At 47.2% G+C, this 20,862-nt stretch carries 15 protein-coding genes; 11 read left to right on the forward strand and 4 right to left on the reverse strand.

What is annotated here, in order from left to right; genetic code table 11:
* The first annotated feature begins 104 nt into the window (after nt 1–104).
* From rsfS to ACO6VG_RS11985, 11 genes are all read left to right on the forward strand, one after another.
* The gene (rsfS, locus tag ACO6VG_RS11935; RefSeq protein WP_422137175.1) at nt 105–455 is read left to right on the forward strand and encodes a ribosome silencing factor; all 351 of its coding nucleotides are present in this window, start codon (nt 105–107) and stop codon (nt 453–455) included.
* Nucleotides 455–922: a 23S rRNA (pseudouridine(1915)-N(3))-methyltransferase RlmH gene (gene rlmH, locus ACO6VG_RS11940; protein WP_422132481.1), complete on the forward strand. Its 468-nt coding sequence runs from the start codon at nt 455–457 to the stop codon at nt 920–922. The genes rsfS and rlmH overlap by 1 nt, the downstream gene beginning before the upstream one ends.
* Nucleotides 923–934: 12 nt before the next feature.
* Nucleotides 935–2,800 carry a penicillin-binding protein 2 gene (mrdA, locus tag ACO6VG_RS11945; protein WP_422132482.1) on the forward strand — a complete coding sequence of 622 codons (1,866 nt, stop codon included), beginning with the start codon at nt 935–937 and terminating at the stop codon, nt 2,798–2,800.
* Nucleotides 2,797–3,945, forward strand: a complete 1,149-nt coding sequence (gene rodA, locus ACO6VG_RS11950) for a rod shape-determining protein RodA (RefSeq protein WP_422132483.1) — start codon at nt 2,797–2,799, stop codon at nt 3,943–3,945. The genes mrdA and rodA overlap by 4 nt, the downstream gene beginning before the upstream one ends.
* A gap of 498 nt (nt 3,946–4,443) precedes the next feature.
* Nucleotides 4,444–5,541 (forward strand): lytic murein transglycosylase B, encoded by a 1,098-nt coding sequence (mltB, locus tag ACO6VG_RS11955; RefSeq protein WP_422132484.1) that lies wholly within the window; start codon nt 4,444–4,446, stop codon nt 5,539–5,541.
* A 175-nt stretch (nt 5,542–5,716) separates the two neighbouring features.
* Nucleotides 5,717–6,499: a septal ring lytic transglycosylase RlpA family protein gene (locus ACO6VG_RS11960; RefSeq protein ID WP_422132485.1), complete on the forward strand. Its 783-nt coding sequence runs from the start codon at nt 5,717–5,719 to the stop codon at nt 6,497–6,499.
* A gap of 170 nt (nt 6,500–6,669) precedes the next feature.
* The gene (locus ACO6VG_RS11965; protein WP_422474077.1) at nt 6,670–7,887 is read left to right on the forward strand and encodes a D-alanyl-D-alanine carboxypeptidase family protein; all 1,218 of its coding nucleotides are present in this window, start codon (nt 6,670–6,672) and stop codon (nt 7,885–7,887) included.
* Between the two features lie 85 nt (nt 7,888–7,972).
* Complete coding sequence (locus tag ACO6VG_RS11970) at nt 7,973–8,239, forward strand: HP0495 family protein (RefSeq protein ID WP_422132487.1); 267 nt, start codon at nt 7,973–7,975, stop codon at nt 8,237–8,239.
* Nucleotides 8,239–8,901 (forward strand): lipoyl(octanoyl) transferase LipB, encoded by a 663-nt coding sequence (lipB, locus tag ACO6VG_RS11975; RefSeq protein WP_422474079.1) that lies wholly within the window; start codon nt 8,239–8,241, stop codon nt 8,899–8,901. Before ACO6VG_RS11970 ends, lipB begins: the two co-directional genes overlap by 1 nt.
* A 78-nt stretch (nt 8,902–8,979) precedes the next feature.
* On the forward strand, nt 8,980–9,999 hold the full coding sequence (gene lipA / locus ACO6VG_RS11980) for a lipoyl synthase (protein ID WP_422137073.1): 1,020 nt from the start codon (nt 8,980–8,982) through the stop codon (nt 9,997–9,999).
* Nucleotides 10,000–10,313: 314 nt separating this feature from the next.
* Nucleotides 10,314–11,120 (forward strand): hypothetical protein, encoded by an 807-nt coding sequence (locus ACO6VG_RS11985; protein ID WP_422476281.1) that lies wholly within the window; start codon nt 10,314–10,316, stop codon nt 11,118–11,120.
* Nucleotides 11,121–15,100: 3,980 nt separating this feature from the next.
* Here the strand turns inward: ACO6VG_RS11985 and ACO6VG_RS11990 are convergent.
* From ACO6VG_RS11990 to ACO6VG_RS12005, 4 genes are all read right to left on the reverse strand, one after another.
* A complete protein-coding gene (locus ACO6VG_RS11990) occupies nt 15,101–15,691 on the reverse strand; it encodes an RING finger domain-containing protein (RefSeq protein WP_422474081.1) in 591 nt (196 codons plus the stop codon).
* A gap of 218 nt (nt 15,692–15,909) precedes the next feature.
* Complete coding sequence (locus ACO6VG_RS11995; protein ID WP_422411306.1) at nt 15,910–16,515, reverse strand: RING finger domain-containing protein; 606 nt, start codon at nt 16,513–16,515, stop codon at nt 15,910–15,912.
* A gap of 282 nt (nt 16,516–16,797) precedes the next feature.
* The gene (locus ACO6VG_RS12000) at nt 16,798–18,609 is read right to left on the reverse strand and encodes a WD40 repeat domain-containing protein (protein WP_422132492.1); all 1,812 of its coding nucleotides are present in this window, start codon (nt 18,607–18,609) and stop codon (nt 16,798–16,800) included.
* Nucleotides 18,610–18,960: 351 nt separating this feature from the next.
* Nucleotides 18,961–20,754: an F-box/WD repeat-containing protein gene (locus ACO6VG_RS12005; RefSeq protein WP_422474083.1), complete on the reverse strand. Its 1,794-nt coding sequence runs from the start codon at nt 20,752–20,754 to the stop codon at nt 18,961–18,963.
* Nucleotides 20,755–20,862 lie beyond the last annotated feature (108 nt).

Here is a 20,862-nt window from a genome sequence, read left to right on the forward strand (position 1 = left end):
TCACTGGTTAGGTACTTAGGTACTTAATCAGCAAACAATTATGACAAAAGCCTGTACAATTCATGGTCAGGCTTTTGGTTTTTTATCGAGTTCTAAAGAGATATATGCAATCTGAACAACTGAAGCAACTGGTCATTGATGCTATTGAAGAAATGAAAGGTAACGACATTACCTCTCTTGATGTTTCCGGGCTGACCAGCGTGACCGATTACATGATTATCGCCAGCGGTACTTCCAACCGTCATGTGAAGTCTGTAGCAGACAATGTAATCGATAAGTGCAAGCAAAATGGTGTTCGTCCACTGGGTACAGAAGGTCAGGAGAAATCCGAATGGGTTTTGGTCGACATGGGTGACGTTGTAGTGCATGTTATGATGCCAGCTACCCGTGCATTCTATGATCTTGAACGCCTCTGGGAGGCCAGCGAGGAACAGCGGGCTACAGAGCAGTCCTGATGCGTGTTCGTCTGATCTCCGTTGGCTCGAAAATGCCACCCTGGGTTGATGAGGGCTACAGGGAATACAGTCGTCGCCTGGGTTCTGACCTCAAACTGGATCTGATTGAGATTCCGTTGAACCGGCGCGGCAAGGGTGCTGACATCAGTCGCCTGCAGGAAAAAGAAGCTGGACAAATGCTGAGTACAGTCGGCCAGGGTGACCTGATAGTGACCATGGAAATCACAGGGAAGCCCTGGTCGACGGATAAACTGGCAGACAATATGGGAGGGTGGATGCATTCTGGCCGTAATGTCAGCCTCATGGTCGGAGGGCCAGAAGGGCTTCATCCCAGTGTGATGGCCCGGGCCGATCTCAGATGGTCGTTATCGCCATTGACGTTACCTCACCCCCTGGTCAGGGTCGTTGTTGCTGAACAGGTCTATCGTGCCTGGAGTATCCTCAAGAATCACCCCTATCATAAATAGACAGTTATACAGATGCCGGTGAATACCTTAAAGGACCACAAAGCAGAGCAACGGATTGTCAGCATTCGAGTCTGGTTAGCACTGGTCTTCACGATCCTTTTAGTCATGGTGCTGATTTCCAGACTTTTCTATCTGCAGGTGGTTCAATACGATGAACTGGCCACCCAGTCGGAAGAAAACCGTGTTCTTTTGCAGACAGTGCCTCCGGTTCGGGGACTGATCTATGACCGAAATAACCGATTGCTGGCAACCAACCGCTCCAGTCAGACACTGGCTATTGTTCGGGAGCGCGTAGAAGATCTTGATCAGCTGCTCGACGAGATTGCCCGGTTAATTACTGTTACCGAGACTGAGCGCAGTCGTTTCCTGCAGCAGATAAAACGACGCAGGCCTTTTGAATCGGTCCCCCTCAAATTTCGGCTGAACGACGAGCAGGTTGCGCTGATTGCTGTAAACCAGTTTCGCCTGCCGGGTGTCGAGATTAATGCCGAACTGGTTCGTGAATACCCTGAAAGCGACGCTTTCGCCCATAGTGTCGGTTATGTGGGGCGAATCAACGAGCGTGAGTTAAAAAACCTCGATCCGGCTCTTTATAACGGCACATACACTGTCGGTAAGATCGGTCTGGAACGTTTTTATGAGCCTGTACTCTTAGGTAAGCCGGGCTACCAGGAAGTTGAAGTCAATGCCCGTGGTCGGGTGACCAGGGTTCTGAACCGGGTTAATCCCATCCCTGGCAAAGATTTGCAGCTGTTTATTGATACCGATCTGCAAAATGCAGCTATTCAGGCAATGCAGGGAAGAAGGGGGTCCGTGGTGGCTCTGGATCCCAAAACTGGTGGTGTCATGGCTATGGTCAGTAATCCGGCGTTCGATCCCAATCTGTTTGTGACCGGAATCGATTACGCTACTTTCAATGATCTGAATACGGACATCGAAAAGCCGCTCTATAATCGTGCGACATTGGGTGAGTACCCGCCGGCTTCCACGATCAAGCCTCTGGTAGCTCTGGGTCTGCTGGACAATAACGTGGTGGATAAGAATGACAAAATCTATGACAAAGGTTGGTTCCAACTTCCGGGCAGTGAGCACCGTTTCCGTAACTGGAACCGAAAGGGTGACGGCTGGATTGATCTGAATCGGGCAATCCTGCGTTCCAACGATACTTTTTTCTACAAGGTGGCTGAAAAAATGGGGATTGACCGTCTCCATGATTTTCTCAGCCAGTTCGGGATGGGGCGCAGTAGCGGTATTGACATTCATGAAGAAAGAGCAGGTTTGCTGCCTTCAACAGAGTGGAAACAAGGCGCTTATGGTCAGCCCTGGTATCCCGGGGAAACTGTGATTGCCATCATTGGCCAGGGCTACATGCTGACGACTCCCATGCAATTAGCAGAACTGGTTACCCTGATTGCCAACCGGGGGAAACATGTTGAGCCTCGTCTGGTGAAAGAAGACATTCCGGAATTGCAAAGCCCCGAATGGGGGGACGACATTGAGCTGGATGACCAGCATTGGGGGTTGGTCATCAATGCTATGGAAAAAGTGGTCAGTTACAATCGGGGCACGGCTTACTGGCGAATTGGTCGTGGCCTGAAGTATCGAATGGCAGGAAAAACAGGTACTGCCCAAGTGGTCAGTATTCCTCAGGGTGAAGAATATGATGCTGAGAAACTCAAGGAATTCGAGCGGGACCATAGTCTTTTTGTGGCCTTTGCGCCTGTTGAAGATCCCCAGATAGCGATGGCTGTGGTATTGGAGAACAATAATGGTGCTGCCAACATAGCCCGGGAGGTGATGGACTTTTATCTCCTTCCCAAACTCGCCAGGGCCGAACAGGAGAAAACCAGTGCTGAAAACAAGGGGACCGCACAATGACCGGCCAGGATTTTGTTCGTCAGCTGAATGAAGGACAGGGCTTTCACAGGGCACCGGACTGGTCAGAGCGTCTGCATATCGACTTTATGCTGACAGGGTTTGTGGTCATTGTTTGTGGAGCCGGTCTGTTCGTTCTATACAGTGCCAGTGGACAGGATATGAGCATTGTTATTCGACAGGCCGTCTATATGCTCATTGGTTTTGTTGGAATGATCATCATTGCCCAGGTTTCACCCCGACTGCTGATGCGGTTGTCACCATGGATATATGTTGGCGGTGTCATTCTCTTGGTCGCTGTGCTGTTTCTGGGCATTCATTCCAAGGGCGCACAGCGTTGGATTCAATTGCCTTTCATACGGTTTCAGCCCTCAGAAATCATCAAGCTGATTATGCCGATTGTGGTGGCGAGTTATCTTTCGAAACGACAGTTGCCACCTTCTCTAAAAGATATTGCGCTGGTACTGATTCTGATTGGTATTCCGGTCGTGTTGATTGCCAGGCAGCCCGACCTGGGGACCTCCCTGCTGATTGGTGCTTCAGGTCTGTTTATATTATTGCTGGCCGGGTTGAGGAAACGGCTGATTTTTTCTGCCATTATGCTGGCTGTTCCTTCTGTTTGGGGCTTCTGGCACTTTGTCATGCTCAATTATCAGAAGCAGCGGGTATTAACCTTTCTCAATCCCCAGAGTGATCCCTGGGGTGCGGGCTGGAATATTATCCAGTCAAAAATTGCCATAGGATCGGGTGGGCTATACGGCAAGGGCTGGCTTTTGGGAACTCAGTCGCATCTGGATTTTCTGCCGGAAAGTCATACTGATTTTATTATTGCAGTGCTGGCAGAAGAGTTCGGCCTGATGGGGTGTCTGGTTCTTCTGGCATTATACGCACTGATTATTGGTCGAGGCCTGTTTATAACGCTCAAGGCTCAGACTCTGTTTGGCAGACTGCTCGCAGGTAGTATTACACTGACGTTTTTTGTCTACATCTTCGTTAATATTGGTATGGTGAGCGGCCTGCTCCCCGTGGTCGGGGTACCTCTGCCTCTGGTCAGCCGGGGAGGGACCTCGCTGGCTACTCTGATGGCTGGCTTTGGTCTGTTGATGTCGATACACACTCATAAAACGTTTCTGGGGCAAAGTCGATAATCACAGAGAAAGCTTTTTTCCATAAGTTATGCCAGTTGTGCTTTCTAACTCCCGTGATGAGCATGGAGATTATTATGCAGGCTTGCTGGCTCTGTTTTACGTTAGATGCTGTTTGCATGAGCTATAATGAGAATCGACCCGTTTTTTGTAGGGTCTGGAATGTTCGTCATGCGACCACTTCAGTCTAAGGGCGTCCTGCGGGCAACGACTATTGCCGGTCAGGTCAATGTCCTTCACAAAACTCTTTCTCCCTTATCAGACTCTGACAGGCAGGAAGACTCTCCGGTGAGTCCCTGCCGCAGGGAGCGATATCTTAAGATCCTTTCAATCTCACGGGAGAGTTCCTTAGATCGGTTTTTCTGCACTGAGAAAACGACATTTAACTTAAACTGCGCCGGTATGCTAGTTGTCTCTTCATGACTGCTGTAGAGTAGACATTATCCCGTATGAAGTTATATCAGCTAACGACATTCACTTGAGTAGTAGCAGGGAGGGTTTATGGCCTTAAGAATGGTAAAAGAATTTTTAGGACTGCCGACATTTCGACTCATGACGGCGGGCATATTATTCAGCGGCTGTCTTCTTTCAGGATCGGTAACGGCCGGTGCTGAAAAGGTGGTCGATAATCAGCCTGACTATGCACTTCAACCGGAGGTGAAGGCGTTCATTGATGATCTGGTGAAGAACGAACAGTTTTCCCGTAAGGAACTGCAAGACATTCTGGGTAAGGCAAACAAGTCTGAAAGAGTGCTTGAGTTGATCAGCAGACCTGCCGAGAAACGTCTGGAGTGGAAAGACTACCGGAAAATTTTCATGACCCCGGAGCGAGTAGACCTTGGCGTGGACTTCTGGGAGGCTCACGAGAAAACACTCTCAAGAGTTGAAAAAGAGTATGGTGTGCCTGCAGATGTTATAGTCGCCATTATCGGAGTAGAGACATACTATGGTCGACAGACCGGTGGGTTTAAGGTTCTTGATGCTCTTTCTACCCTGAGTTTTGATTACCCTCCGCGAAGCAAGTTTTTCACACAGCAGCTGAAGGAGTTTCTGATTCTGACCCGTGAACAGGAGCTGGATGCTTCAGACCTGACCGGCTCTTATGCCGGAGCCATGGGTATACCCCAGTTTATGCCCTCCAGTTACAGGGCTTATGCAGTAGATTATACCGGTGATGGTCAGTCCAACATCTGGAAGCATGAAGAAGATGCAATTGCCAGCGTTGCTAACTATCTCCGGGAAAACGGCTGGAAAGTTGGCAAGCCTATTGTCAGTAAAGCTAAGGTTACCGGAACCAAATATGAGAAAGCTGTGTCTGATTCGGTCAGACCGCAAAAAACTCTAAAGCAGCTTGAAGGTTCTGGCTGGCATCCTGAAGCTCTTTTACCAGAGACCGCCAAGGCTGCTGCTATCAAGCTTGAAGGTGACAAGGGGCCGGAGTACTGGCTGGGGATGCATAATTTTTATGTCATCACGACTTATAACCGCAGCAAGCTTTATGCAATGGCGGTTTATCAGCTAGCAAGTGATGTAAAAACAGGCTATATAACATCAGCGTCAAAGTCTGCGAAGACATTAGCAGGAAAGCAGTCTGAATAGTCTGATCCTCCCGGTTCATCAGTGAAGGTACCGTTTTTATGCCTGAGTCATAAAAGCGGTTTTCTTCTTTGTCTCGCGGGTATTCCTTCAGGCTCCCGATCTCAGGCAGAATAACGTTAAAGCACCATATCCTATGAAATCGATAATCAGAGCAAGATCTATAGCAGGAAGCCTTGTGGGACTGACCTTTTTCCTCTTGAACGGTTGTGTCACCGTTGAGGACGGGCCTCCCACTGAGAAAAGGGATGTCAGTCAGATTCCTGATGCGATTCCTGTCACCCATGATGGTCAGTTCAAGGATTCTCCCTATGAACTCAATGATGTGACCTATACCCCTATGAAGAGTGCCAAAGGCTATCAGGAAAAGGGCAAGGCCTCATGGTATGGCACCAAGTTTCATGGCAAGCAGACGGCTAACGGTGAAGTTTACGATCTCTACGGTATGACTGCGGCACACAAGACTTTGCCCCTGCCTTCCTATGTCAAGGTCACTAACAGTCACAATGGCAAGTCGGTTGTACTTCGGGTCAATGATCGCGGACCATTCCACGGCGATCGGATTATAGACCTCTCTTATGCTGCTGCCGTTAAGCTGGGGTTCGCTAAGAAAGGAGTGACTGATGTGTTGGTAGAGGGGATAGATGTCAGGTCTCTTGCTGCCGCCAAAGGCAATGAAGCGGTTAGCGGGAGCGGTAATAATCAACTGCTCTTTGTACAACTGGCTGCGCTGAAGAATTATCACTATGCCCAGATATTGCGTCGACAGGTGGCTGAGACCATAGGCAGTGATATCAGAGTGGTGAAAGGGGAAGAGGAGCCTGATCCTTTTTACCGAGTCAGGATTGGGCCGGTGCAAACGATTGAGCATCTTGAAGAACTCCTTGAGAAGCTGGATGAAGGCGATTTTGACGTGCCTTACCTGATTTACGAAGAGGTTACTGAGGCTTCCGGGAAGTAGTTTGAGTCAGTCTTTTTAGTCGGCCAGACCGATATTCCAGTGTGGCCTGACAGACTTTCACTGATCAGGCAATGAGCATATTACATTCTATTTTCAATGCTTCTCTTAAACTCCTTAGTCGGTAACATTATAATGGCCAGCAACAGTGAATTTCAGAGCTAATTTCTATAATGATCAAACGATTAAATCCTGTCCGGGCCAACCATGAGCGATTGAAAAGGTTAGCCGGATGGGTGTCCATGCTATTTATTCTGGCAACCGGCGCAGTTTATGCTGAAGCCGCTGCCCTGATTCCTGCGGCACCCAAGATTGCTGCCAACAGTTTTATATTGATGGATGCCGACAGCGGTGAGATTCTGGCCTCCGAGAATGCGGATGACCCTTTTCACCCTGCCAGCCTAACCAAAATGATGACTGCTTACATTGCCGAGGTTGAGCTGGCGTCAGGCAATATTCATCGTGATGATGAAGTGCTGATCAGCGAAAAAGCCTGGAAAATGGGCGGCTCAACCATGTTCATTGAGGTGGGTGAGCGGGTTCCGGTACAGGAGCTGTTGAAAGGTATTATTATCGTCTCCGGTAACGACGCCAGTGTCGCCATCGCTGAACATGTTGCCGGCAGTGAAGACGCCTTTGCCGAGCTGATGAACAATACCGCCGAGCGACTGGGGATGATTAACTCCAATTTTGTCAATGCATCGGGCTGGCCTGCGCCTGATCACTATTCCTCTGCAAGGGATCTTGCGATACTGTCTCGCCATATCGTCAAGGATTACCCTGAGTATTACGAGCTTTATGCTCAGAAGTATTATCAATACGGTACCAACAAAAAAACCGGTAAGCCACTGCGTCGTCAGCCCAACCGAAACCGTCTGTTATGGACTAACCCTAATGTTGATGGTCTGAAAACAGGGCACATTGAGGCCAGTGGTTTTGGTCTGGCAGCTACCGCAAAGCGCGATGGGCGTCGTCTGATTACTGTTATTCTGGGTGCCAGAGGTGAGAAGCAGCGTGCTGCGGAGGCACAGAAACTGCTGACCTATGGTTTCCGTTTCTTCGAAAATGTTGATGTTAAAAAAGGTGGCGTAACGCTTGAAACTGTGAAGGTCTGGAAAGGCACACAAGATCAGGTAGACGTTGCCATCGACAAGGATCTGATTGTCACAGTGCCCAGGCATACGGGTAAGAAGCTGAAAGCGACTCTGAATATTGATCCAATTGTTGAAGCCCCTGTTGAAGCTGGCCAGCAGCTGGGTACACTGAAAGTGACTATCGATGATGAAATTATCAAAGAAGTCCCTCTCAGAGCAGAGACTGCGATAGAGCGTGGTGGCTTCTTCAAACGTCTGTGGGATAGTATCGTGCTGTTCTTTAAAGGACTGTCCTGAACATTCAGTGGCAGCAGTGAGTGAAATGCCCATACCTTCAGGCTCGCAGAATCTGAAGGTATTTCATTTATCATCAGTGTAAAAAATGACCGATCAAGAAGCGCCAAAAATTGAATTTCCCTGCGATTACGAGATCCGTATTGTGGGTAATGCCGCTGTCGATTTTCAGAAGGTTGTCTGCGCTATCGTCAAGCAGCATGCACCGGATTACGATGGCAACTTCCGGCTGAAAGAGAGTCGAACTGGCAAATACACCTCGGTTATGGTGACTATTCGGGCCACCGGAGAATCTCAGCTGAAAGCGATCTTCGAAGATTTGAAAGCGACCGGCCGGGTGCAAATGGTACTTTGATGAAACTGAACATCCGCTACTTGGGCAGGCAGCCTTATGAGCCTGTTTTTGAGGCCATGAAAGCATTCACCGAACGCAGAGATGAGCAGACGGATGATGAGTTCTGGTTTGTCGAGCACGACCCTGTCTTTACTCAGGGTCAGGCCGGCAAGCCTGAACATGTCCTGGCACCCGGAGATATTCCTGTGGTCCAGGTGGACCGTGGAGGTCAGGTCACTTATCACGGTCCGGGTCAGCTGGTGGTCTACCTGCTGATGGATGTTCGCCGCTCAGGCAGTGGTCCCAGGCAGGTGGTGTCAGCTATTGAGAGGGCCATCATCAAAGTACTGTCAAGCTATGGTATTGAATCCTGTGCCAGACCTGACGCTCCCGGCGTTTACATTGATGGAGCAAAAATTGCCGCCCTGGGGCTGCGATTCAGACAGATGAAAAGTTATCATGGACTGAGTTTCAATCTGGATATGGATCTGGAGCCCTTTACCCGTATCAACCCCTGCGGTTACAAGGATCTGAAGGTCGCCCAGCTCAGGGAATTTCAAAATCCTGTGCAATGGAATGAAGTGAGCAATCGCTTACTTGAGTGCCTTATGGAGGAACTTGGGTATAATGAGGCTCAGACAGTAAAGGAAGCAACAGAGTTTGATCTGGTTCAGGAGGCCTGAGCAATCTCTCTTCAAATTCGAGTGAGTGAACGAACGGCTTCACAAACCGGTACAACCGACCAACATGACTGGGACTCTATGACCGATAGCAACCTGATTCCAACCGTCCAGATTCCGGCTGTTACTATTCAGAGTGGCGAGAAATTCGTCAATGAAAAAGGCATTACCGCCATCAAGAATGGCATCAAGGCCAGCAATCGCTCCGATGAAGCGGTTCAGCCTTTTATGCGCAAGCCGGAGTGGTTGAGAATCAAGCCCAGGTACGGCAGTAAGTTCAAAGAAGTCAAAGGGACGGTTCATGAGCACAAGCTGAGTACCGTTTGTGAAGAAGCCATGTGCCCCAACATTAATGAATGCTGGAGTTCGGGTACCGCCACTATCATGCTGATGGGTGATGTTTGTACCCGTGCCTGTCGCTTCTGTGCGGTGAATACTGGTAACCCCAAAGGCTGGCTGGATAAAGATGAGCCAGACCATACGGCCAACAGCGTAAAACTGATGAACCTGAAATACCTGGTTCTGACCTCTGTTAACCGTGATGATCTGGAAGATGGCGGTGCCGGTCACTATGCCGCCGTCGTAAAACGTGTAAAGGAAGTTAATCCTGAAACCGACGTTGAAGCACTGACACCGGATTTTCTCGGTGTTCTGGTCGATGTTGAAACGGTGGTCGACAGTGGTATTGCCGTTTTTGCCCAAAATGTTGAAACCGTTAAACGACTGACACATCCTGTTCGTGACCCGCGTGCCAGCTACGAGCAGACGCTCAATGTTCTGGCCCACTCCAAAAAATATCGTCCAGACGTACTCACTAAAACTAGTCTGATGCTGGGTCTGGGTGAAACCGAGGAAGAGATAATTGAGACCATGGATGATCTCAGGGCCATTGATTGCGATATCCTGACCCTGGGGCAGTATCTTCAGCCTACCAAAAACCATTTACCTATTGAGCGTTACGTGACCCCTCAAGAGTTTGAGAAGTATCGTCAGTGGGGCCTGGAAAGAGGTTTTGTTGAAGTCGTAGCCGGTGCCCTGGTGCGTTCGAGCTATCGTGCTGAGCAGGTGTTGCAGAAGAATAATGTGGGTCTGGGCTCATGAGTGACAGCAAATAATCACTTATTCATTTCCTGGTTCAGTGATTTTCAACGTGCTATCGCCACGGATGGTCAACACGTTATCGAATGAGCGTAAAACCCCAAGATGGGTATTCTTCCGTTTCATTGGATAATGTGGTTCGTGTGAACCGTCGATTTCGATTAATCTCAAAACACAATGATGCACTACACTAGGTTCCCTATAGACGTCTTATAAGGAACCATGGAAATGATTGATTTTCAGCGCTGTTTTGCTTTTTTAATCCCTCCTCTATTTCTCTTAAAGACTCTTAGCCTGCAAGCTCAGATCACCACTCAATCTACAACCGCTGTTCCTATAACCGCTGTTCCTACAACCGATGTTCCTACAACCGATGCTCCTACAACCGATGCTCCTACAACCGATGCTCCTACAACCGATGTTCCTACAACCGCTGTTCCTACAACCGCTGTTCCTATAACCGCTGTTGCTACAACCGCTGCTCCTACAACCGATGTTCCTACAACCGATGTTCCTTCAACCGATGTTCCTACAACCGATGTTCCTACAACCGATGTTCCTTCAACCGATGTTCCTACAACCGATGTTCCTTCAACCGAAGTTCCTATAACCGCTGTTCCTACAACCGCTGCTCCTACAACCGCTGTTCCTATAACCGCTGTTGCTACAACCGCTGCTCCTACAACCGATGTTCCTACAACCGATGTTCCTACAACCGATGTTCCTACAACCGATGTTCCTTCAACCGATGTTCCTACAACCGATGTTCCTTCAACCGCTGTTCCTTCAACCGCTGTTCCCACAACCGATGTTCCTTCAACCGATGTTCCTATAACCGCTGTTCCTACAACCGATGTTCCTTCAACCGCTGTTCCCACAACCGATGTTCCTACAACCGATGTTCCTACAACCGATGTTCCTACAACCGATGTTCCTACAACCGATGTTCCTACAACCGATGTTCCTTCAACCGATGTTCCTATAACCGCTGTTCCTACAACCGCTGCTCCTACAACCGCTGTTCCTACAACCGGTGCTCCTACAACCGATGTTCCTACAACCGATGTTCCTACAACCTATTCTCCTGCAAGCCCTCCTCTAAGGGTACCATGCGATTCTCTTAAAGGTCAGACGACAGGGGTTTATCAACGGCTAAACCAATATTCAAACCTTGTTAGGGGACGACAGTGCATTGTTCTCAGTACCAACTCTTCAGAGAATTTAAGTAAGTTGCTAAATGAGGTTCCAAAGAACACCGTTATATTGCTCTCTTCCGAAACTGCTTCTGGCGCAACGCTTTCTCCATCCGTTATTACCCCCTCATCAGGTAAAATCCCGGTTGTGTATCTAATTGACAGTGAAATAGTTTTGAAGGATGGTCAGGACATTATCGGGGCTCCAAATGAAGGTTACGAAATCGTCATCTCGCCTGATGCAACTTATACAGATTTATATATGATCAAGTTTGGGTCCTTTAACTACTTTAGTTTCAATGAAACAAAAGACAGCCATATAAGACACATTACTTTCCAGCCAACTGCACCTAATGGCCGCAAACCAATTGGTCCTATTATTACAGCACGTTGTATTAACCGGAGACTGATTGTAGAAAACAACGTATTCAATCTTAATTGCCAGACCGGAGTTAGAATTGATTGCAGACTTCCTCTGAATGCATCTGTTAATGATTTGCACCAGGGTCCGGCCCTGATGTTCACCAATAACAGGGTTACTGCTGATACCATCGAATCATGGGGCGGCGACTATATTCCCGATGGAGGGCTATTTATTAAACTTCCCGCCATCAAAAACCAGTCAAAAAGGATTGCTGTTAACGGGAACACATTCCAGGGCAATATGGGGTGGGTGGCTGAGTTACATATTGGACCGGGAAGCAGTATCGATATCTTTAGAAACATGGTTGACATTGACAATGCTGGTGAGATTTTGTGGGAAATTGTGTCGCCGGTATTTAAAAAAGAAAAATTTGGTTTCTCTCTTGTCGGTCATTCGGATACCAATGAAGAACCTCCTGTTTATAATCTTGTGGGCAATCAGATCAGGGTAAAAAATACAGCTTTAGATATCAAAGGAATCGTTCAGCTGGCCCTCGCTTGCAACCACTTTCAAGCGGTCAAACTCTGGCGACAAGAGCAGCATGAATACAGCATTAAAACCACAGATCCATTATCATTGGTGGGTAATTGCGAAAGATTCACGAATTCAAGCATGGCAACTGTCGGCCCAACCACACTTTCCGAGATTGTGAATATCTGGACACCCATCGAGAATTCCACAGCCAGTGCTTTAAGTGGACTCACCAACCTCGAGGGTCAATTCTACTTTAACTCATCAGTCTGCCTGACAGTCAATTTGTCCCCTGTTACTCCTTCCGGGCAGGCCTCCACTTCATCAGCAGATACAAAAGTCATGACGACTCTGTTGGGTGCCATGACCAGTCTGACAGTCGATTTGTCCTCTGTTACTCCTTCTGGGCAGGCCTCCACTTCATCTGCAGGTGTCATGACGACTTTGTTGGATGCTATGACCAGTCTGACAGTCAATTCGTCCTCTGTTTCTCCTTTTAACAATGCCTCCACTTCATCAGCAGGTACAAAAGTCATGACAACTATGTTGGGTGTTATGACCAACCTGACCGTCAATTCGTCCTCTGTTACTCCTTTTTACCAGTCCTCGACTTCATCAGAGGGTACCAAAGTCACGAGCACTGTGTTGGATGTCATGACCAGTCTGCCTACAACCGGTGCTCCTACAACCGATGTTCCTATAACCGGTGCTCCTACAACCGCTGTTCCTATAACCGGTGCTCCTACAACCGCTGTTCCTTCAACCGATGTTGCTACAACCGCTGTTCCTACAACCGATGTTCCTACTCCTACAACCGCTGCTCCTACAACCGATGTTCCTACAACCGCTGCTCCTATAACCGCTGTTCCTACAACCGCTGCTCCTGCAACCGCTGTTCCTACAACCGCTGTTCCTACAACCGCTGTTCCTACAACCGCTGTTCCTACAACCGATGTTCCTTCAACCGCTGTTCCTACAACCGGTGCTCCTACAACCGATGTTCCTTCAACCGATGTTCCTTCAACCGATGTTCCTATAACCGCTGTTCCTACAACCGATGTTCCTACAACCGCTGCTCCTACAACCGATGTTCCTATAACCGCTGTTCCTATAACCGCTGTTCCTACAACCGCTGTTCCTGCAACCGATGTTCCTACAACTGCTGCTCCTACAACCGATGTTCCTACAACCTATTCTCCTGCAAGCCCTCCTCTAAGGGTACCATGCGATTCTCTTAAAGGTCAGACGACAGGGGTTCATCAGCGGCTAAACGATTATAAAGACCTTGTTAGCGGACGACAGTGTATCGTTCTCAGTACCAACTCTTCAGAGAATTTAGGTAAGTTTATAAATGAGGTTCCAAAGAACACCGTTATATTGCTCTCTTCCGAAACTGCTTCTGGCGCAACGCTTTCTCCATCCGTTATTACCCCCTCATCAGGTAAAATTCCGGTTGTGTATCTAATTGACAGTGAAATAGTTTTGAAGGATGGTCAGGACATCATCGGGGCTCCAAATGAAGGTTACGAAATCGTCATCTCGCCTGATGAAAGTTATACAGATTCATATATGATCACGTTCGGGTCCCTTAAGTACTTTAGTTTCGATGAAACAATGGACAGCCGTATAAGACACATTACTTTCCAGCCAACTGCACCTAATGGCCGCAATCCAATTGGCATTATTACAGTACGTTGTATTAACCGGAGACTGTTTGTAGAAGACAACGTATTCAATCTCAATTGCCAGAACGGAGTTAGAATTGATTGCAGACTTCCTCTGGATGCATCTGTCGATTTTAGGCACCAGGGTCCGAGCCTGATTTTTGCCAATAACATGGTGACTGGTGATACCATCGAATCATGGCGCCGCGACTGTATTCCCAATGGAGGGCTATTTGTTAAACTTCCCGCCATCAATAAACGGTTCATGGCGATCGGTGTTTATGGGAACAAATTCCAGGGCAAGATGGGGTGGGTGGCTGAGTTACATATTGGACCGGGAAGCAGTATCGATATCTCTGGAAACGAGATCGACATTGACAATGCAGGTGAAATTTTGTTCGAAACTGTGTCGCCGGGATATAAAAAAGAAAAATTTGGTTTCTCTCTTGTCGGTCATTCGGATACCAGTGAAGAACCTCCTTTTTATGTACTCGTGGGCAATCAGATCCGGGTAAAAAATACAGCTTTAGATATCAAAGGAATCGTTGACCTAGCCCTCACTTGCAACCACTTTCAGGCAGTCAAACTCTGGCGACAAGAGCAGCATGAATACAGCATTAAAAGCACAGATCCACTGGTTTGGGCATATAATTGCGAAAGCTTCGTGAATCCAGGCAATGCAACTACCGGCCCACTTACATTTTCCCAGCATGTGAATATCGCATTGAATACCTGGACACCCATCGAGAATTCCACAACCAGTGCTTTAAGTGGACTGACCAACTACGAGGGTCAATTCTTCTTTAACTCATCAGACTGCCTGTATTTCCCGACACCCATCGAGAATTCCACAGCCACTGCTTTAATTGGAATGGCCAACTTCGAGGGTCAATTCTACTTTAACTCATCAGCCTGCCCGACAGTCTATTCGTCCTCTGTTACTCCTTCTGGGCAGGCCTCCACTTCATCAGCAGGTGTCATGACGACTTTGTTGGATGCCATGACCAGTCTGACAGTCAATTCGTCCTCTGTTTCTCCTTTTGACAATACATCCACTTCATCAGCAGGTACAAAAGTCATGACAACTATGTTGGGTGCTATGACCGACCTGACAGTCGATTCGTCCGCTGTTGCTCCTTTTAACCAGTCCTCGATTTCATCAGAGGGTACCAAAGTCACGAGTACTGTGTTGGATGTCATGACCAGTCTGACCCTGATTTTGAGCCTGTACCTGAACATACCTCCGACGTAAAAAGGCTGTCGAAAAAGTGCTGTGCTTTTCTCGCTACTTTTGCAACAAGCTCAGCCTGGTGAGGGGTTTGCGTGAATTGAAAATCAATATTCCAGGAGCCTTATGGACCCAGATGAGAACTAATACTGGACCAAACTCCGCAAACGTATGCACCAGTAGCAAAACCAGCAAAATGAGAAGCAGAAAGGTAGCCATAAATTGCAAAAGCTATAGGACAACCGGCAACGCCAATAACCGCACCCGTAAACGCGAAAAGTTTTAAGTCAGCCAGGCTATTTGCCGCTCCAAAAACAGATCCAGTTGCAATGGCTGTACTTACACCAGCAGCCAGGGCAGACTCAACATCACCAGTCTCAAGGTCAATAATGCCGGAGGCACCAATAAAGATTGCCGAAGTGATAGCAGAGCTAGCAGCACAAATAAAAACATCAGTAGCAATTTGAGAAACTTTTCTGATTACCCGTTCACGCAATGAACGAGTAAGAGGCATACTCTCAAGGATAAATGACGGCACTTCAGACCTACAAATAGGACATTTCTTAGATCGGTCAAACCATTGAGCAATGCATTTTCTTCCAAAGACATGAGTCTCATGACACGGGAGAACTACTTTATCATCACATCGAAGATCTTCATTATCATTTTCATTAAAAGACTCGAAACAGATTTGACATACATCCGCAACATTCATCGAAAATAAACTCCATCTCTGTTCAAATATCTGGACACCCATCGAGAATTCCACATCCAGTGCTTTAAGTGGACTGACCAACTTCGAGGGTCAATTCTACTTTAACTAATCAATCTGCCTGACAGTCAATTCGTCCTTCCAGGAGCCTGACCTCCACTTCATCAGCGGTTATAAAAGTCATGACGACTTTGTTGGGTGTGACCAGTCTTCGCGTTTCTTTATGGGTGTAGATTAGTTAAGGGCCAAGTTCCGCCAACGAGTGCACCAACAGTAAAACCAGCAAAATGAGAAGCAGCAAGGTAGCTATAACTTCCAAAAGCTACAGGACAACAGGCAAAGCCAATAGCCGCACCTGCCAACCCGAAAGGTCGTAAGTCAGCCAAGCTATTTCCCGCTCCAAAAGCAGATCCAGTTACAATAGCTGTACTTACACCAGCAGCCAAAGCAGAGTCAACAGCAACAGTCCCAGCCAAACCAGTGCCGAGGCTAATAGCGCCGAAGGCACCAATAAAGGTTGCTGCAGTAAGAGCAGAGCTAGCAGCACTAATAAAAGTATAATTAGCAATTTGAGAAATTTTTCTGATTACCCGTTCATGCAATGGACGAGCAGGAGGCATATTCTCAAGAATAAATGACGGCTCTTCAAATCTACAAATAGGACATTTCTTAGATTGGTCAAACCATTGAGCAATGCATTTTCTTCCAAAGGCATGAGTCTCATGACACGAGAGAAATACTTTATCATGACATCGAAGATTTTCATGATCATTTTCATTAAAAGTCCCGAAACAGATTTGACATACATCCGTAACATTCATCTTCATAAAATAAACTCCATTTTTGTTGATTGGTTAATGATTAGATAAAAAACCGGGAGAAAAGTTCACCAAATTTTATGACTTATCCTGTGACAAGCTGTTATTTACCTGCGGTTGACAGGGATATTCAAACGTTAATTCAGTAAGTTAGAGTCAGCTCTAGCACGAAAGTTTTTGAGATTGATGCAAGCGTAACGTTGAACCTTACATGAGATTCCCCAAGCGTTTGGGAAGTAGCATCAGCTGGGTCTGGAAAGAGGTGTTGCAGAAGTATAATGAGGGTTTGGGTTAATGAGTAACAGTAAACGATCGGTCAATCATGCATAGTTTTGTGATTTTCGCCCTGTTACCTCCATGTATAGTCAACACATGACCATCCAAGCTGAAGATGGCCGATTTGATCTCAGTATTATCGCAAATGACTGCTTTTTCTTTCCATAATCCATCGCTCCCCAGGCCGTAAATTATCGCCTTACCCTCGGTACTGCAGGTGACCACATGGTTGCCACCGATGCTGAAGGTTGCCGGTCCGACACTAATATCATGGGAAATGGTAGCTTTCTTCTCCCAGGATCCATTGTCCTTCCGGCTATAGACTTTCACCGTGTGATCCTCACTGCAGGTGATCACATGGCGGCTATCGGCGCTGAATTTGGCTGAGCGGATCTTAAGGTTATGGGAAATGATCATTTTTTCTTCCCATGATCCATCGTCCTTCTGGCCATAGATTTTCGCCACTTTATCTATACCGTGGGTGACCACACAGCGGCTATCGGAGCTGAAGGTGGCTGAGAAGACCCAATCATCGTGGGTAATGATAGCTTTTTTTTCCCATGAGCCATCGTAGTTCTTGCCGAAGATGATCGCCCTGCCGTCCATACTGGCGGTCACCACACAGCGGCTATTGAGGCTGAAGGTGGCTGACCAGACTCCATCATCATGAGAAATGATGGCTTTTTCTTCCCATGAACCATCGGCCTCCAGGCCATAGATTTTCACTTTGTTATCTGCACTGCGGATTATCACATGGCGACCATCGGCGCTGAAGGTGCCTGAGTTGAGCCCGTTATCATGGGAAATAATGGCTTTTTCTGCCCATGACCCATCGTTCTTCCTGCCATAGATTTTCGCTTTGCCATCAAAACTGGCGGTCACCACATATCGGCCATCGGCGCTGAAGGTGACTGAGCGTAAAAAATTATTGTGGCGAATGATGGCTTTCTCTACCCATGACCCATCGGCCACCTTAGCATAAATTTTTGCCTTGCCATCTCTACTGGCGGTCACTGCATAGTGACTATCGGCACTGAAGGTGGCTGAGTGGACAGAGTCGTCATGGGGAATCGTTGCTTCTTCCCAGGATCGGTCGTCCTTCTTGCCATAAATTTTCGCCCTGCCACCTATACTGGTAGCCACTAAATAGCGGCCATCGACACTGAAGGTGACCGATTTGACACAGTAGTTATTGGGGATAGTGCCTTTTGCTTCCCAGGATCCATCGCTCTCCTGGCCATAGATTTTCCATGTTTTAGAGTCACAGGCGATCACCAAGTTGCTGCCATCGCCGCTGAAGGCAGCTAAGTGCTCTGAACTATCGCAGAGGATGCTGGCTTTAGTCTCTAATTTAAATGTTTTACATTGAGACATCAGTTTAGTCAGAGTGGAAAAGAACAGAGCAGGAAAATAAATACTCGCCTGGCGATCCATAATTGACTTAACTAATGCCTCATCCTTTGTAAAACGCTGCAACCATTTCTGGAGTTCATCTTTATCTTTTGTAGCGACAATTGTCTTTAGTAAAGTCTGGTGTGATGAAGCCAACCGGCGATACCACGCCCTTGCCAATGCAGCATCATTTTTGAGCCTCTTATTAATGTCTGAATTTGCCCGTGTTAATTGAATAATGTCATGAGCCCGCAAATAGGTGAAAATTTTGGATTGAACTCCCGGGGGCAAATCGAGCAATAATGAAAACTCATTCTTGTCACGTACAATGACGTTCCTGCCCATAGTGGTACAACCTGGTGTATCTGATGGTGGTTGACCTGGTTTTGATGAGGGTGGAATACTTCTACCGGAATTGTTATTCAGGCAATCCATAGTTCGTTTTCCATCGTTGTTATTTATCCCTGATTGGCAAGGATATTCAAAATTCATTCTGCAGCTTAGAGTCGGTTTTAGTAGGAAAGTTCACAATATGGATCTAATCGTAACGAACAAGAAAACAGGGCTTTGATCCGGGAAAATGATCAATAACCAGAAAGCGGGTTTCTATCTTTCAGAACATGCAGAATGGCACTCTGGGTCAGCACCTGTAACCCACCAAAAAACATTTACCTGCTGAACCTTGCATGAGACTCCCCAAGCGTTTGGGAAGCAGCATCAGCGGGGTCTGGAAAAAGCGTTGTTGAAGAATAATGTAGGTCTGGGCTAATGAGTGACAGTAAACGATCAGTCCTTCATTGATAGTTCAGTGATTTTCGCCGTGTCATCGTCATGGATGGTCAACACATGGCCATCGGCGCTGAAGATGGCTGTCCTGATCCCTTCGCGATGAGAAATGGCGGCTTTTATTTTCCATGATCCATCGCTTACCAGGCCACAAATTTTCACCGTTTTATGGTTACCGGCAGCGACCAGATGGCGGTCATCGAGGCTAAAGGTTGCTAATATGACATCACCATAGGCATGTGAAATAATGGCTTTTTCTTCCCAGGATCCATTGTCCTTATGGCCATATATTTTTACCTTGCTATCTTCACCTCTGGTGATCACATGGCGGCCATCGACGCTAAAGGTTGCTGATATAATTTTCAAATAGTGGGAGATGATCATTTTTTCTTCCCACGATCCATCGTCCTTCTGGCCATAGATTTTTGCCACTCTGTCTACACTGCGGGTGACCACAGAGCGGCTATCGGAGTTGAAGGTGGCTGAGAAGACCCAATCATCGTGGTAAATAGTGGCTTTTTCTTCCCATGATCCATCGCCCTTCTTGCCGTAGATTATCGCTCTGCGATCGTCACTGGAGGTCACCAAGTGGCGGTTATCGGCGCTGAATGTCGCTGAGTTGATGTCTTTATTATGGGAAATGATGGCTTTTTCTTCCCACGAACCATCGGCCTTGAGGCCATAGATTTTCACCTTGTGATCGATACTGCGGGTCACCACATGGCGATCATCGTCGCTGAAGGCGGCGGATTGGACCCATTTATCATGGGAAATAATGGCTTTTTCTATCCATGAACCGTCGTTCTTCTTGCTATAGATTTTCGCCTTGCCATCAAAACTGGCGGTCACAATATGGCTGCCATCGGTGCTGAAGGTGGCTGATTGGAGCGATTTATCATGGGAAATAGTGACTTCTTTTACCCATGAGCCATCGTCCTTCTTGCCACAAATTTTCGCCTTGTTATTTTTAGTGGTGATCACTACAAAGCGGCCATCGGTGCTGAAGCTGGCTGAGCAGAGCGAGTCGTCGTGGGAAATAGTCACTTCTTCCCATGATCGTTCGTCCTTCTGGCCATAAATTATCGCCTTGTCATCTCTATAGACAGCCACCACATAGCGGCCATCGGCACTGAAGGTGACCGATTTGAAACAGTATTCATGGAAGATAGTGCCTTTTTCTTCCCATGATCCATCGCTCTCCTGGCCATAAATTTTCCATGTTCCGAAGTCACAGGCGATCACCAGGTGGCGTCCATCGTCGCTGAAGGTAGCTGAGTTCTCTCGACTGCTACAGGGGATGCTCGCTTTAGTCTCTAATTTAAATGCCTTACATTGACACATCAGTTTAGTGAGAGTGGAAAAAAACAGAGCAGGAAAATAAATACTCGCCTGGCGATCCATGATTGACTTAACTAATGCCTCATCCTTTGTAAAACGCTGCAACCATTTCTGGAGTTCATCTTTATCTTTTGTAGTGACAATTTTCTTTAGTCGAGCCTGGTGTGATGAAGCCAACCGGCGATAACATGCCCTTGCCATTGCATCATCATTTTTGAGCCTGTTGTTAATGGATGAATTTACCCGTGTTAACAGGGCAATATCACGAGCCTGCAAATAAGTAAAAATTTTGGATTGTATATCCTCGGGTAAATCGAGCAATAATGAAAACTCATTCTTGTCACGTGCAATGACGTTCCTGCCCATAGTGGTACAACCTGGTCTATCTGATGGTGGTTGACCTGGTTTTGATGAGGGTGGAGTAATTCTAACGTAATTGTTATTCAGGCAATCCATAGTTTGTTTTCCATCGTTGTTATTTATCCCTGATTGGCGAGGATATTCACAATTGATTCTGCAGCTTAGAGTCGGTTTTAGTAGGAAAGTTCACAGGATTGATCTAAT

This window comes from Endozoicomonas sp. ALB032, from assembly GCF_049310125.1.
In the GTDB taxonomy this organism is placed as follows: domain Bacteria; phylum Pseudomonadota; class Gammaproteobacteria; order Pseudomonadales; family Endozoicomonadaceae; genus Endozoicomonas_A.

Excerpts from the sequence above, each read along its gene's own strand:
- ACO6VG_RS11990 (WP_422474081.1), bottom strand. The coding sequence starts at position 15,691 with ATGAATGTTGCGGATGTATGTCAAATCTGTTTCGAGTCTTTTAATGAA.
- mltB (WP_422132484.1), top strand. The coding sequence starts at position 4,444 with ATGGCCTTAAGAATGGTAAAAGAATTTTTAGGACTGCCGACATTTCGA.
- ACO6VG_RS11970 (WP_422132487.1), top strand. The coding sequence starts at position 7,973 with ATGACCGATCAAGAAGCGCCAAAAATTGAATTTCCCTGCGATTACGAG.
- lipB (WP_422474079.1), top strand. The coding sequence starts at position 8,239 with ATGAAACTGAACATCCGCTACTTGGGCAGGCAGCCTTATGAGCCTGTT.
- ACO6VG_RS11965 (WP_422474077.1), top strand. The coding sequence starts at position 6,670 with ATGATCAAACGATTAAATCCTGTCCGGGCCAACCATGAGCGATTGAAA.
- mrdA (WP_422132482.1), top strand. The coding sequence starts at position 935 with ATGCCGGTGAATACCTTAAAGGACCACAAAGCAGAGCAACGGATTGTC.
- ACO6VG_RS12005 (WP_422474083.1), bottom strand. The coding sequence starts at position 20,754 with ATGGATTGCCTGAATAACAATTACGTTAGAATTACTCCACCCTCATCA.
- rsfS (WP_422137175.1), top strand. The coding sequence starts at position 105 with ATGCAATCTGAACAACTGAAGCAACTGGTCATTGATGCTATTGAAGAA.
- ACO6VG_RS12000 (WP_422132492.1), bottom strand. The coding sequence starts at position 18,609 with ATGGATTGCCTGAATAACAATTCCGGTAGAAGTATTCCACCCTCATCA.
- rlmH (WP_422132481.1), top strand. The coding sequence starts at position 455 with ATGCGTGTTCGTCTGATCTCCGTTGGCTCGAAAATGCCACCCTGGGTT.
- ACO6VG_RS11995 (WP_422411306.1), bottom strand. The coding sequence starts at position 16,515 with ATGAAGATGAATGTTACGGATGTATGTCAAATCTGTTTCGGGACTTTT.
- lipA (WP_422137073.1), top strand. The coding sequence starts at position 8,980 with ATGACCGATAGCAACCTGATTCCAACCGTCCAGATTCCGGCTGTTACT.
- rodA (WP_422132483.1), top strand. The coding sequence starts at position 2,797 with ATGACCGGCCAGGATTTTGTTCGTCAGCTGAATGAAGGACAGGGCTTT.